This is a genomic window from Aeromonas rivuli, assembly GCF_020149575.1.
In the GTDB taxonomy this organism is placed as follows: domain Bacteria; phylum Pseudomonadota; class Gammaproteobacteria; order Enterobacterales; family Aeromonadaceae; genus Aeromonas; species Aeromonas rivuli.
On sequence record NZ_CP079742.1, the window covers coordinates 1074649 to 1087160 of the forward strand.

Annotated in this window: 14 protein-coding genes; 6 read left to right on the plus strand and 8 right to left on the minus strand. The window is 59.8% G+C overall.

The features are described from left to right. Positions 1 to 63 precede the first annotated feature (63 nt). Positions 64 to 2658 (plus strand): glycosyl hydrolase family 18 protein, encoded by a 2595-nt coding sequence (locus KYK33_RS05190; RefSeq protein ID WP_224432263.1) that lies wholly within the window; start codon positions 64 to 66, stop codon positions 2656 to 2658. Positions 2659 to 2932: 274 nt separating this feature from the next. Here KYK33_RS05190 and KYK33_RS05195 read toward each other — a convergent pair whose 3' ends face one another. Both KYK33_RS05195 and crp read right to left on the minus strand, forming a co-directional pair. Further along, the gene (locus KYK33_RS05195; RefSeq protein WP_224432264.1) at positions 2933 to 3733 is read right to left on the minus strand and encodes a putative RNA methyltransferase; all 801 of its coding nucleotides are present in this window, start codon (positions 3731 to 3733) and stop codon (positions 2933 to 2935) included. A 195-nt stretch (positions 3734 to 3928) separates the two neighbouring features. Further along, positions 3929 to 4567 (minus strand): cAMP-activated global transcriptional regulator CRP, encoded by a 639-nt coding sequence (gene crp / locus KYK33_RS05200; RefSeq protein ID WP_005896734.1) that lies wholly within the window; start codon positions 4565 to 4567, stop codon positions 3929 to 3931. 423 nt (positions 4568 to 4990) lie between these two features. Between crp and KYK33_RS05205 the strand changes: the two genes are divergently transcribed. Continuing rightward, a complete protein-coding gene (locus tag KYK33_RS05205) occupies positions 4991 to 5395 on the plus strand; it encodes an OsmC family protein (RefSeq protein ID WP_042040199.1) in 405 nt (134 codons plus the stop codon). A 37-nt stretch (positions 5396 to 5432) separates the two neighbouring features. After that, complete coding sequence (locus tag KYK33_RS05210) at positions 5433 to 5732, plus strand: MliC family protein (protein WP_042040200.1); 300 nt, start codon at positions 5433 to 5435, stop codon at positions 5730 to 5732. 73 nt (positions 5733 to 5805) lie between these two features. On the opposite strand, the gene KYK33_RS05215 is transcribed toward KYK33_RS05210, so the two are convergent. From KYK33_RS05215 to KYK33_RS05225, 3 genes are all read right to left on the minus strand, one after another. Further along, positions 5806 to 6342: a DUF4136 domain-containing protein gene (locus KYK33_RS05215; RefSeq protein ID WP_224432265.1), complete on the minus strand. Its 537-nt coding sequence runs from the start codon at positions 6340 to 6342 to the stop codon at positions 5806 to 5808. A gap of 16 nt (positions 6343 to 6358) precedes the next feature. After that, complete coding sequence (locus KYK33_RS05220) at positions 6359 to 7228, minus strand: phosphoribulokinase (RefSeq protein WP_005896722.1); 870 nt, start codon at positions 7226 to 7228, stop codon at positions 6359 to 6361. 89 nt (positions 7229 to 7317) lie between these two features. Beyond that, positions 7318 to 7554, minus strand: a complete 237-nt coding sequence (locus KYK33_RS05225) for a YheU family protein (RefSeq protein ID WP_042040202.1) — start codon at positions 7552 to 7554, stop codon at positions 7318 to 7320. Between the two features lie 82 nt (positions 7555 to 7636). On the opposite strand from KYK33_RS05225, the gene KYK33_RS05230 reads away from it, so the two are divergent. Continuing rightward, on the plus strand, positions 7637 to 8782 hold the full coding sequence (locus tag KYK33_RS05230; RefSeq protein ID WP_224432266.1) for a GGDEF domain-containing protein: 1146 nt from the start codon (positions 7637 to 7639) through the stop codon (positions 8780 to 8782). On the opposite strand, the gene KYK33_RS05235 is transcribed toward KYK33_RS05230, so the two are convergent. From KYK33_RS05235 to KYK33_RS05245, 3 genes are all read right to left on the minus strand, one after another. Then, positions 8764 to 9747, minus strand: a complete 984-nt coding sequence (locus KYK33_RS05235; protein WP_224432267.1) for a hydrolase — start codon at positions 9745 to 9747, stop codon at positions 8764 to 8766. The genes KYK33_RS05230 and KYK33_RS05235 overlap by 19 nt on opposite strands. A gap of 18 nt (positions 9748 to 9765) precedes the next feature. Next, complete coding sequence (locus KYK33_RS05240) at positions 9766 to 10665, minus strand: chemotaxis protein (protein ID WP_224432268.1); 900 nt, start codon at positions 10663 to 10665, stop codon at positions 9766 to 9768. A 163-nt stretch (positions 10666 to 10828) separates the two neighbouring features. Further along, positions 10829 to 11494 (minus strand): hypothetical protein, encoded by a 666-nt coding sequence (locus tag KYK33_RS05245; protein ID WP_224432269.1) that lies wholly within the window; start codon positions 11492 to 11494, stop codon positions 10829 to 10831. Between the two features lie 39 nt (positions 11495 to 11533). On the opposite strand from KYK33_RS05245, the gene KYK33_RS05250 reads away from it, so the two are divergent. Both KYK33_RS05250 and KYK33_RS05255 read left to right on the plus strand, forming a co-directional pair. Next, the gene (locus KYK33_RS05250) at positions 11534 to 11740 is read left to right on the plus strand and encodes a YheV family putative zinc ribbon protein (RefSeq protein WP_042040211.1); all 207 of its coding nucleotides are present in this window, start codon (positions 11534 to 11536) and stop codon (positions 11738 to 11740) included. Between the two features lie 102 nt (positions 11741 to 11842). Beyond that, the gene (locus tag KYK33_RS05255; protein WP_042040212.1) at positions 11843 to 12472 is read left to right on the plus strand and encodes an FKBP-type peptidyl-prolyl cis-trans isomerase; all 630 of its coding nucleotides are present in this window, start codon (positions 11843 to 11845) and stop codon (positions 12470 to 12472) included. Positions 12473 to 12512: the final 40 nt, after the last annotated feature.

Here is a 12512-nt window from a genome sequence, read left to right on the forward strand (position 1 = left end):
GTACCTGTCTGACATGCGTTGCCTTTTTCGTGACAAAATTATAAACGAATAAGGAAATTCAACATGTTAAGTCCAAAACCCTCCTTGCTGGCCTTAATGGTGGCCGGGCTATTTGCCTCCTCAGCCTATGCGGCCGCCCCGGGCAAACCCACCATCGGCTGGGGCGAAACCAAGTTCGCCATCGTCGAAGTGGATCAGGCTGCGACTGCCTACAACAAGCTGGTGACCGTCCATGCCGATGGGGCGCCGGTCAGCGTGAGCTGGAATCTCTGGTCTGGTGACGTGGGTCAGACCGCCAAGGTGCTGCTCGATGGTGTCGAGGTGTGGCGCGGCCCGTCCGGCGCATCCGGCACTGCCAACTTCAAGGTGACCAAGGGTGGTCGCTACCAGATGCAGATAGAGCTCTGCAACGCCGATGGCTGTACCCGCTCCGATGCCAAAGAGATAGTGGTCGCCGACACCGATGGCAGCCATCTGCTGCCGCTCAATGCACCGCTGCAAGGGAACAACAAGCCTTATACCAACAAGTCCGGCAAAGTGGTTGGTGCCTATTACGTGGAGTGGGGCGTCTATGGTCGCAAGTTCACCGTCGACAAGGTCCCCGCCCAGAATCTGACCCATATCCTCTATGGCTTTACTCCCATCTGTGGCGGCAACGGCATCAATGACAGCCTCAAAGAGATCGAAGGCAGCTTTGAAGCCTTGCAACGGGCCTGCGCCGGTCGTGCCGATTTCAAGGTGGCCATGCATGATCCCTGGGCTGCCATCCAGATGCCCCAGGGCAACCTCAAGGATTTCGATGAGCCATATAAAGGCAACTTCGGTAACTTGATGGCCCTCAAACAGGCCCATCCCGACCTCAAGATACTGCCATCGGTCGGTGGCTGGACCCTCTCCGATCCCTTCTATTTCCTAAGCGATAAAACCAAGCGCGATACCTTCGTCGCCTCGGTCAAAGAGTTCCTGCAGACCTGGAAGTTCTTCGATGGGGTGGATATCGACTGGGAATTCCCGGGTGGTCAGGGCGCGAACCCCAGCCTGGGTGGCCCCAATGACGGTGCCACTTATGTGACCCTGATGAAGGAGCTGCGCACCATGCTCGACGAGCTGGAGGCCAGCACGGGCCGCCAGTACGAGTTGACCTCGGCGATCAGTGCCGGCGGCGACAAGATTGCCAAGGTCGATTATCAGGCGGCCCAGCAGTACATGGACCACATCTTCCTGATGAGTTACGACTTCAACGGCGCCTGGACCAATACCGAGCTGGGTCATCAGACCAACCTGTTTGAAGCCAGCTGGGATGCCAACACCAAGTACACCACCGACAAGGGAGTCAAAGCGCTGCTTGGCCAGGGCGTGACCCCGGGCAAGATAGTGGTCGGTGCGGCCATGTATGGTCGCGGCTGGACCGGGGTGAGTGGCTATCAGGCTGGCAACCCCTTCACCGGCACTGCCACAGGCCCGGTCAAGGGCACCTGGGAAAACGGTGTGGTGGATTATCGCCAGATCGTCAATGACTACATGGGCGCCGGTTGGGAGCAGGGTTATGACGAGGTAGCGGAGGCGCCCTATGTGTTCAAGGCCAGCACCGGGGATCTCATCACCTTTGACAACGATCGCTCGGTCAAGGCCAAGGGGCAGTATGTGCTGGCGAACCAGCTCGGCGGTCTGTTTGCGTGGGAGATCGACTCGGATAATGGTGACATCCTCAACGCCATGCATGAGGGATTGGGCAATGGTAGCGGCACACCGCCAGCCAACAAGCCGCCCATTGCCAACGCGGGCAAGGATCTTGGCGTAACAGGCCCGGCGAGCGTGACTCTGGACGGTTCGGCTTCCCGGGATCCTGAAGGTTCTGCCATCGGTTACGCCTGGGTACAGGTATCAGGTCCGGCGGTTCAGTTGGCTGGGGCTAATCAGGCGCAAGCCAGCTTCAACCTCGATGGGGTGACCCAGGACGTCAACCTGGTGTTCGAACTGACAGTGACCGATGCCGATGGACTCAAGGCCAAGGATCAAACCGTGGTGACCAATAAGGCACCCCAGCCCAATCTGGCCCCCACCGTGACCCTGCCTGCCACTGCCAATGTCGAGTCCGGCAAGCAGGTGAGCATCCAGGCCCAGGCCAGCGATCCCAATGGTGATACCTTGAGCTACCAGTGGACAGTGCCAGCCGGCCTGACCGTTACGGGCCAGAATAGCGCCACGCTAGTGGTGACTGGCCCGGCGGTCGATGCCGCGACCGGCTATGACCTGAGCGTGACCGTCACTGATGGCGCCCTGGATGCCCAGGCCAGTACCCGCCTCACCGTCAAGCCGGTGAGCGGTGGCGGCGAGTGCGGCAGCACGGATCCGGATGCCGCCAACTGGCCAGCCTGGCAGGCCAGCGTCGCCTATAACGGCAACGCCAAGGTGAGCCATAACAGCCTGGTCTGGCAGGCCAAGTACTGGACTCAAGGTAACGAGCCGAGCCGCAGTGCCGATCAGTGGAAACTGGTCAGCCAGGTACAGCTCGGGTGGGATGCCGCCGTTGCCTACAATGCTGGCGATCTCACCACCCATCAGGGCCACAGCTGGAAGGCCCAGTACTGGACCAAAGGAGAGGAACCAGGTGTTGCCGTGGTCTGGCAAGACATGGGGGCGGCTAGCTGTCCTTGATCAGTTGCCAAGAGTAGCAAGTCGGAGAGGGGCGCCATGGCGCCCCTCTTTTTATGTGCGAAGGTTGCCGGTCGCCCGTGACAACGGATCCCGGTGGCTGGGTGAGGGGGCATGGCATCGGGTAACGCAGGGCTGCGCATTACCCGCAGTCAAGGCGTGATACCTTGCCCCTGGCGGGGCCTGCTGGCAGCCAGGGCGTCGCCATCATCCTTGAAATAACAGAGGCCCTGCTGGGCCTCTGATATTTACCTTGTCCATGCACCCGGACCGTTGCTCAGAGCGGCTTTTGCCACAGGCTCAGCAGCAGATCCTGTTCCAGCTCATCCGGGCCTTGCTGAGTGAACAGGTGACGCTGCTCGGCATCGGCACGCCAGCCGAGACGGCTGGTCTCGAGCACGAAGCTGCGCAGGCTCTGATCCAGGGTCAGGGAGAACTGGCTGCGCTGCTGCGCGACCTGGCTCAGACCGGTCAGGGTCGGCCAGCTAAGGGGGTGCTCCATGCTGACCGGATTGAGGCTGACCCTCAGTTGCCACTGGTGGCGTGGGCCGGGCTGCAGATGAAGCAGATAGCCACCCGGTGCCAACCAGTCGCACAGCTGCTCCGTTTTGACTTTGAGGTCGTTGACCAGCAGCAGCTCGGCTTGGCCCGATTGAAGCGGGGCCCGGGCCGGATCGGCGATGATGAAGCTGGCCTCCGGCTGCGCCTTGCTGGCAGCGAAGATGGCATTCTTGGCCAGATCGACGCCAGCGAAGCGCCAGCCAGGCAGATGCTCGGCCAGGGCTCGGCAGTAGTAGCCTTCGCCGCAACCGAGGTGGATAAGCTCACGCTCACCCAGGGGGGCGAGCAGGGTGGCCATGGCCTCGACCAGGGGCTGCATGTGGCCCTGTTCCAGGAAGTTGCGCTTGGCACGCATCAACATGCGGCTGTCGCTATCCTTGGGGTTTTTCTTGCCCGGGATGAGGTCCAGATAGCCTTCAGGTTCCGGGTCGAAGTGGTGCTTGTTATCGCAGTAGCGACCGTTGGAGGCCTGATGAAGGTGCAGTGGGCTGCGGCAGCGGGGACATTGCAGGTGCATGGGATTCTCGCTTCGGATCTAGAGTACTTGCAGGCCGAGCCTGATGCTGAGACTGCTGATAGGGGGGCATTATAGGGGGATTGCGCCGAAAAGGGCGGCCTCGATGCATTTTATCTTGGCGCTGCATGTTCTTGACCGGACCGGGATCGAAAAAGGCTGCCTGGGCAGCCTTTGTCTTGGGTGAGGATGCCGCGATCAGCGGGTACCAAACACCACTATGGTCTTGCCGTGGGCGGAGATGAGCTCTTGCTCTTCCAGCATCTTGAGAATGCGGCCGACGGTTTCACGGGAGCAGCCGACGATCTGGCCTATCTCCTGACGGGTGATCTTGATCTGCATGCCATCCGGGTGAGTCATGGCATCTGGCTGTTTGGCCAAGTTGAGCAGGGTCTGAGCGATCCGGCCTGTGACATCCAGGAAGGCCAGGTTACCTACTTTCTGGCTGGTGTGCTGCAAACGCAGCGCCATCTGGCCGGAGAGGCGCATCAGGATCTCGGGGTTGACCTGGATCAGCTGACGAAATTTCTTGTAGGAGATCTCGGCGACTTCACAGGGACCCTTGGCACGGACCCAGGCACTGCGCTCCGGGTTATCGTTCTCTTCGAACATGCCCATCTCGCCGAGGAAGTCCCCCTGGTTGAGATAGGAGAGGATCATCTCTTTCCCCTCATCGTCCTTGATGAGGACAGCCACCGTACCCTTGACGATGTAATACAGGGTCTCCGCTTTTTCACCCGCATGGATCAGGGTGCTCTTGGCGGGATACTTATGAATGTGGCAGTGCGACAAGAACCATTCCAGGGTGGGATCGCTTTGCGGTTTGCCAATGACCATGAGATTTCCTCTGTAGTGTCTTTACGGGACGTTATGCGTCCAGACAAGTTGCCAGTCTTGCCCTTCCTTGTGTCAGTGGCAGTAGGATAAGAGCCTTTGTCTGTGCTGACAAGGCTTAGGGCCTCCTTTGGACGCCAGCTACTGCACTGGACAGGCATTCTAGGGAAGATAAATGCCGTAAACGTTGATTTTGATCCGGTTAGCCACAGGTTCTCGGTGCCCCAGCGGGCAATCAAGGAGAAGAGAGAGTGGCCACGGCGATATGAGCCTGCTCTCGTGGCGCTTTTTCGCAAGGCGCCTTGGCTGCCATGGTGTCCCGGCGTGTTGGCGGGCGGACGCCAGATGCAGTCGGGGGCTCGGCTGAGGTATGCTATGGCATCGCGTCCGCCCGGACACCAATATAGATGCATGAGGTGAGTGAAGATGAAAGCCAAGGTCAGCTGGGTTGAAGGCATGAAATTTGTGGGGCAGAGTGAGTCTGGCCATCAGGTGATCCTGGATGGCGCCAACCCGGGAGAAGGGGCCAGCCCGATGGAACTGATCCTGCTGGCGGTTGGTGGCTGCAGCTCCATCGACGTGGTTTCCATTCTGGAGAAGGCACGTCAGAGCGTGACGGCCTGCCATGTGGAGTTATCCGGTGAACGGGTCGATACTGTGCCACGGGTGTTTGAGAAGATTCACTTGAACTTCGTCGTGACCGGTAAAGGGCTGGTTGAAAAGCAGGTGGCCCGCGCCGTTGACCTCTCCATGGAGAAGTACTGTTCAGTTTCCCTAATGCTGGAAAAAGCGGTCGAAATTACCCATAGTTATCAAATCATTGAGGCCTGAACCCCAGCTTCGCTCGTCATCACATAAGGAAAGTGCAATGAAGAAACTAGTCGCTCTGATCCCCCTGCTGGGGCTGGCCGCCTGTAGCTCACCGCAGCCGACCCAGTATCAATACAATCAGTACCAGTGTGGTGAAGAGATGTTGGCGGTGACCTATGATCCCCAGGCCGACATGGTGCAGTTTCCCCTGAACGGGGTGTATCAGAAATTGGATCGCGTCGAGTCCGAGAAAGATAGCGCTCGTTACTCCGATGGTGTGACCATGTTCTGGACTCAAGGCGACCAGCTGACCCTGACCCAGAAAGGGGTCACCCTGATGAACTGCACGCTGAAATAGCCGTTGGCGTCAGCAAAGAGAGAGGCCTGCATCCTGCAGGCCTCTCTCTTTATGGGGGGTTCTGACCCAAGGCTCAGGGGAGCTTGTCCAGCATCTTGGCGGCCAGTTCCTGGCTGAATGCGGCCCGATCGGACGCGGGAATGGCACTGTCAGTGGTCAGCTGGATAACGCTGCTCCAGACCGCCTGCTGATGGGCTCTGTCCAGCAAGATGATGGCGAGGGTTCCTTTGCGCTCTCCTGCCTTGGCTTGTACGCCAGGGTTCATGCCGAGGCGAGTGAACAACTCATCATCGCTGATATCCTGGGCACCGGCGACGCCGATGGCGATCCAGACATCCGCTTCATCCAGAGGGGCACTGCGCCAGCCCTTGGCATCCAGATGCTGGCTCACCGCCTGCTGTATCGGCTCGAGCCAGCCTTCGGTGCTGGCTCCCGCATATTGATACTGCTCGGCCAGGGCGTAGCGTGGCTGGGCCGGGAAAGGCCAGTGGCTGGCTGGGCGGATCACCTGTGTGCCCATGTCGACCACGGGAGCCTGGTGGCCGCTACTGCAGCCGCCGAGCAGCCCAAACAGCATGAGTGCGGATAGTTTTTTCAGGGCTGTCTGCATAGTTTGCTCCTCACTCTCAGGTGATTTTTCCGGTTTCGATCAGTTGCTGGATGAGGGGACGCAAGATCAGCTCCATAGCGAAGCCCATCTTTCCCCCTGGCACCACTATGGTGTTCATGCGCGACATGAAGGCGCCATCGATCATCGACAGCAAGTAGGGGAAGTCGACGTTCTTGATACCGCGAAAACGGATCACCAGCATACTCTCATCCAGGCTAGGTATGATCTTGGCACTGAAGGGATTTGAGGTGTCGACGGTCGGTACCCGCTGGAAGTTGATATGGGTGCGCGAGAACTGGGGAGTGATGAAGTTGATATAGTCATCCATGGAGCGGACGATGGAGTCGGCCACCGCCTCCCGGGAGTGACCGCGCTCCGAGGTGTCACGAATGAGCTTCTGGATCCACTCCAGGTTGACGATGGGCACCACCCCTATCAGGAAGTCGACATGGCGAGCCACATTGTGATCCTCGGTGACGACCCCCCCATGCAAGCCTTCGTAAAACATCAGATCCGTTTCGCTGGCGACATCCTGCCAGGGGGTAAAGGTGCCCGGCATCTGATTGAAGGGCACCGCCTCGTCGAAGGAGTGCAGATAGCGTCGATACTGGCCGCTGCCATCCTGGCCATATTGCTGGAAGAAGGATTCGAGCAGGGCGAAGTCGTTTGCCTCGGGTCCGAAGTAACTGATATGGCGGCCCTGTTCGCGGGCCTTGCGGATGGCGACGTCCATCTCGGGGCGGGTGTAGCGATGAAAGCTGTCTCCCTCGATCACCGCCGCCTGATAGCCGAGTTGATGAAACATGGAGCGAAAGGCATTGGTGGAGGTGGAGGTACCGGCGCCGGAGGAACCGGTGACCGCTATGATGGGATGCTTGGCCGACATAAGCGTCTGTTTCCTTGCTGTTGTCCCTGCAATGAAGAGGGTTTGTCCATGAGAATGAGCCGAACGGGTACGGCAGGTGGGCGCTTGCCCTAGGGCATCTCAGCCTTGGATGAGTCGAATCGATCGGTCGGTACTATGTTCACGCTCTCGTGCAGCTCACTGTACACTATCACCGCGCTGCCCTGGCGTAACTGCGCCAGCACGGTGGCGACCTTGTCGGCCAAGCTGGACTCTTGCTCACCATAATCGGTACCCTCCATCAATACGAACTGTTCGATTAATCGTTGCAGGGTGTCGAACTCCAAGGATTGCCAAGGAATGATCATAGGGTGTGCCCTTAAATGCGGATGCACCATTGTCGATCAGGGCGCCTTCGCTGCAAACTGTTTTTCTTTCTCCGGGAGAGCAATGACCTCATTATCAAATCGGCGTCAATCGCCGAAGTTGCAACGTTTGCTCGCGCAAGCTACTCGCCAGGCGCTGCTCAAAGGGGCCCACTGGGCCTGGGGCATACAGCTGATGCTCGCCGCCTTCATGTGGTTTCATGTCAAGGCGATGCACAATGCCCCTTTGGTGGGGGAGGGAGCTCTGCCTTGGCAGTTCATCCATGTCGAACTGCTGGTGCTGGTACTGATCCTGCAACCGCTGCTCTGGTATTGGCTGGACCGATGGCCGCTGACACGCTGGCGCAAGGCGGTCTCCATTCTGGCACTGCTATGGGGATGCCTCTGGGCCAGTGCCATCTATGCCTTGCTCAAGACAGAGCTGCCCGGCAGGGGAACCATGGAGCCTGCCGTAGCGACCACCCTGCTGCTGGTTGGACTCATTTCGTTTTATCCCATGAGCCAGGTCCTGTACGGCTTCTGCCTGCCTATTCTGACGAGCCTGACTAGCCATGTAGTGATCAACGCGGTGGCGTTTCCCTGGCTCTTCGGGGCCGGCATGCTGATCCTGCTTATTTTGTTGGAGTCGGGGCGGCGCATGCTGCTTAGCTGGTTCGTGCTGGCGGTTAATCGTGAATATGAACAGCTGTTGATGGTCAAGCAGCTCGATGCGCTGGCGCACCAGGACCCGCTGACCGGGCTTGCCAATCGTCGCCACTTCGATCAGGAGGGAGAGCAGACCCTGACCAATGGCGACGCGGATAGCCAGTTATCGCTGATCCTGCTCGATGTGGACTTCTTCAAACGTTACAACGATGGCTACGGTCATCAAGCGGGGGATGCGAGCCTGATCCTGGTTGCCGAATGTCTGACGCAGAGTGTGCGTGAGCCCAGGGATCTGGTAGCGCGCTATGGCGGTGAGGAGTTCGTTGTCTTGCTGCCAGAGACGGGATTGGCAGGCGCAGAGCAGGTCGCCAAGCGCATTCGCAGCACCTTGGCCGAGCGTGCCTTGCGACATGAGGGGTCAGAGGTTGCGGATCATCTCACCCTGAGCCAGGGGATCGCTCAATGGCGACAGGGCGAGACGCTGTCTATGTTGCTCGAACGGGCCGATGACGCGCTCTATCGGGTCAAGGAGCAGGGGCGTGACGGTTACTCGGTTGCGCCGTAACCTTGCTCCCTCAGCCACTGGCTGATGCGCTCCTCCAGCCAGAAACGGGGTCGCCAGGGGGAGCCATAGACGAATCCGACATGGCCGCCCTGCTGGCTCAATTCATATTGCACCGAGGGAGAGAGATGCTCGGCTTGCGGGATCACCTCATGGGTCATGAAGGGATCGTCGGCGGCATGGAGGATCAGGGTCGGCACCGCAATCTGGCTCAGTAGCGGCAGACCCGAGCAGCATTGGTAGTAGTGATCCGCACTCTCGAAGCCATGGAGTGGTGCCGTGACCTGCTGGTCGAACTGGTAGAGGGTGCGGATACCCTTGATATCTCCGGCCCGAAAGTGCGCCGCGGCCTGGGGGTGAACCGCCAGCTTGCTCAACAAATGTGCGCGCATGGTACCGAGCAGGTAGCGCTGATACAGCTTGGAGAACCCTTGATTGACCCTGTGTGCGCAGGCATCGAGTCGCATCGGCGCCGAGACCACCGCCGCCGCCTTGAGGGCGGGCGGACAGGCACGGGCCAGCAGATTGACCAGCATGTTGCCGCCCAGGGAGTAGCCTACCGCCAGCAGGGGCTTGCCAGGAAAGCGGCGGGCCAGTTCGGCGAGCAGTGCCAGTGCATCCTCGATGGCCCCGGAGTGATAGGCACTCAGCAGGCGATTGGGTTCACCACTGCAACCTCGAAAGTGCATCAGCACCGCCTCTTCACCCCGTTGCTGCAAGTGTTGCAGCATGCCGCGGGCATAGTGGGACTCCACGCTGCCCTCCAGACCATGAAACAGCACCAGCAGTGGCCGGTTATCTGTGCTGATCGGGCCGCTCCAGGCCAGATCGACAAAATCCCCGTCCGGCAGTTCGAAGCGTTCGGCCACATAGCGGACTGGCCTGCGGCGCAACCACTTGGGCAATATGGTCTGCAGGTGGGGATTGCGGGCCCACCAGGGGGCGCGAAAATGACTCTCGGTCAGCATATGGGCTCCCGATCCAGATCAGCTGACCAGGCTGTCATGGTGCTCGGCACCGCGTAACATAGCCTGGATCAGCTCATTGGCCTCGAACTTGGTGAGTGCCTCGTGGGCACCGACCTGATGAGCGCGTTCGACGCTGATCTCACTCGACAGAGATGTGTGCAATATGATGTAGGCGCCGGCCAGACGCGCATCGCTCTGGGCCTCGAACGCAAGCTCGTAGCCATCCAGTCCCGGCATCTCTATGTCACTCACCAGTATGTCGATGGGCACCCCCTTGCTGGCCCTGTCCTGCATCAGTGCCAGGGCATCTTTGCCGTTGGTGCATACCTCGTAGGGGATGTTGATGTAGTCGAGGGCGGCGGTCAGCTGCTTGCGCGCCACGGAGGAGTCATCGACCAGCAGGATCCGCATCGGTTTGATGCGCTCCCGCTGCACATCGGTCAGCACCGGATAGAGATGGCTGGGATCGTCCGGGTAGACCCGCGACAGGATCAGTTCCACGTCCAGCAGCTGGACCAGCTGATCATTGACCCGGGTCACCCCGGTGACGAAAACATTGCTGCCAAGGGCCGGGGGCGGCGACGCTATGTCGCGCCAGTTGCACTCGGTGATCTTGTCGATGCCGCGCACCAGAAAACCGACCAGGGTGCGGCGGCAGTCGGTGATGATGATGAAGCAGCTTGCCATCTCCTCGTCGCTGATCCGCCGATAGCCCACCGCCATGGCCATGTCGATGACGGGGATGGTGGTGCCACGCATGTTGGCGGCGCCGAGCACGGTCGGATGGGAGTGAGGCAGGGCAGTCAATCGGGTATAGGGCACTATCTCCTTCACCTTGAGGGTACCGATGGCAAACGACTGGCGCGCGGCGAGGTGAAACAGCAACATTCCCTGAGATTGGTTGGCCTTGCTTTTCATGGCAAAAATCCTGTGTTCGAGAGAAGAGGGGCTAAGCGAGCGGGCTCTGATTCACTAGCATGCCTAGGTTCTGTTCTGTTAGCGACCGCCAAGGGGAAATCTGTAATCCTCCCTGGCGGTGAGTGTCTGCATTGGACCTGGCATCCGAGATGCTGGCGCCGGATTAGCGGCCTGGCGCCTCGGCCAGGGGGCAGCCAAGCCACTCTTGGCAGGCTTGCTCCAGCTCTCCCTCTTTATAGTGGAGCTTGGCCTCGAGGGCCGTTTGTTTGCTCCCCCCCTTGAGCAGGCGCAGCGCTTGCACCAGACGCCATTGACTGGCGAGTGCGGCGCCATCGAGCCACTGCCCCCCGATGCTGTTCCAGCTGGCCTGCGCCTCTTCTTTGCCACTGGCCAGATCTTGCCAGGCCTGTTGCAAGGCGCCATGAACCTGAGGGATAAGTGGACTGTGCTGCAGCTCATCGTGGATCACCTGCAGTCGTTGACCATAAGGACCTTGCCAATCACGGGGGCGATCCCAGTGGTGCAGAGAGGCCAGCAAGGCGCCGAGCAGGGGGGAAGGGGTCAGCCAACCGGACTGGCCCGGTTGGGACAGGCGCATGGAGCAGCTCAACAGGGCGTACTCGCAGCCAGCCAGAGGGGTAAACGCGGCCAGGGCATCGGCGGGCAGCCAGAAGCTGCTGCCAGCGGGGATCAGCAGCTCATGTTGGCCGAGACGCAGCAACGCCACGCCCTTGATCAGGTGCAGCAATTGACCTTGGGGTGCGCGCTTGCGGGCACCGACCTGCAGATAGCGGGGAGAAAAATGCTGGCATTCGATGGCGTGATGCATGGGTAAATCCTGATATGATGCTGCCTGGAGGTAACAAAAATGGAAACCAGACGTAAAAAACGCTTCATTGCCGGGGCCAAATGCCCGGCGTGCGGCAAAATTGACACCATGATGCTGTATATGGAGCATGGAGTCGAGAAGGTGACCTGTGTCGAGTGCGGTGATACCCAGGTGCAGACCCAGGCAGCCGTGACCGAGGCGGGCCGTCAAGCTGAGCAGGTCATAGGGGTATTCCGGCCGGAATAAGGGCGGAGTCTCCTGACCCCTCAGTGGCGCTCACCATATGCTTGCCCTGCTTTTTAGGGTATTCTGAGCCGGTTTTTTCTCTCTATTCGCAGGATCACTGACATGAAAGTAGCTCCCCTGAGCGTAGTCACGCTGGAATACACGGTCACCGACGAGCACGGTGAAGTCATCGACACCACAGTCGGCAAAGAGCCGCTGATCTATCTGCACGGCACTCGTTACCTGGTCTCCGGCCTGGAAGCCGAGCTGGAAGGTCGCAGTGTGGGCGATGCCTTCGAAGTGACCCTGGCCCCGGCCCAGGCTTACGGTGAATTTGACGAGACCCTGGTACAAGAAGTGCCGGGCGAACTGTTCGATGGTATGGAAGTGTCCGAAGGGGATACTTTTGTGGCAGAGACTGACGATGGTCACCGTCCCGTGACCGTGGTCGAGGTATCCGAGAGCTTCGTCAAGGTTGATGGCAACCATCCCCTGGCCGGTGTGACCCTGGCCTTCAAGGTGGAAGTGAAAGACGTGCGTGCCGCCACCGCCGAAGAGCTGGCCCACGGCCATGTGCACGGTGCCGGTGGTTGCGGTCATGACCACGGTCATGATCACGGCCACGACCATGATCACGACCACGGCGGCGGTTGCTGCGGCGGCGGTCATCATGCTCACAGCCATGATGCAGCCGAAGAGAAGAGCGGTTGCTGCGGTGGCGGCAGCTGCGGCAGCCAGGATCATCAACACTGATCCCCTGCCTTCTTTCGTAAAAAACCCGCGCCTGGCGCGG

Bases quoted from the DNA above. Each gene is read 5' to 3' on its own strand.
- KYK33_RS05190 (WP_224432263.1), top strand. From the start codon at position 64: ATGTTAAGTCCAAAACCCTCCTTGCTGGCCTTAATGGTGGCCGGGCTA.
- KYK33_RS05195 (WP_224432264.1), bottom strand. From the start codon at position 3,733: ATGCACCTGCAATGTCCCCGCTGCCGCAGCCCACTGCACCTTCATCAG.
- crp (WP_005896734.1), bottom strand. From the start codon at position 4,567: ATGGTCATTGGCAAACCGCAAAGCGATCCCACCCTGGAATGGTTCTTG.
- KYK33_RS05205 (WP_042040199.1), top strand. From the start codon at position 4,991: ATGAAAGCCAAGGTCAGCTGGGTTGAAGGCATGAAATTTGTGGGGCAG.
- KYK33_RS05210 (WP_042040200.1), top strand. From the start codon at position 5,433: ATGAAGAAACTAGTCGCTCTGATCCCCCTGCTGGGGCTGGCCGCCTGT.
- KYK33_RS05215 (WP_224432265.1), bottom strand. From the start codon at position 6,342: ATGCAGACAGCCCTGAAAAAACTATCCGCACTCATGCTGTTTGGGCTG.
- KYK33_RS05220 (WP_005896722.1), bottom strand. From the start codon at position 7,228: ATGTCGGCCAAGCATCCCATCATAGCGGTCACCGGTTCCTCCGGCGCC.
- KYK33_RS05225 (WP_042040202.1), bottom strand. From the start codon at position 7,554: ATGATCATTCCTTGGCAATCCTTGGAGTTCGACACCCTGCAACGATTA.
- KYK33_RS05230 (WP_224432266.1), top strand. From the start codon at position 7,637: ATGACCTCATTATCAAATCGGCGTCAATCGCCGAAGTTGCAACGTTTG.
- KYK33_RS05235 (WP_224432267.1), bottom strand. From the start codon at position 9,747: ATGCTGACCGAGAGTCATTTTCGCGCCCCCTGGTGGGCCCGCAATCCC.
- KYK33_RS05240 (WP_224432268.1), bottom strand. From the start codon at position 10,665: ATGAAAAGCAAGGCCAACCAATCTCAGGGAATGTTGCTGTTTCACCTC.
- KYK33_RS05245 (WP_224432269.1), bottom strand. From the start codon at position 11,494: ATGCATCACGCCATCGAATGCCAGCATTTTTCTCCCCGCTATCTGCAG.
- KYK33_RS05250 (WP_042040211.1), top strand. From the start codon at position 11,534: ATGGAAACCAGACGTAAAAAACGCTTCATTGCCGGGGCCAAATGCCCG.
- KYK33_RS05255 (WP_042040212.1), top strand. From the start codon at position 11,843: ATGAAAGTAGCTCCCCTGAGCGTAGTCACGCTGGAATACACGGTCACC.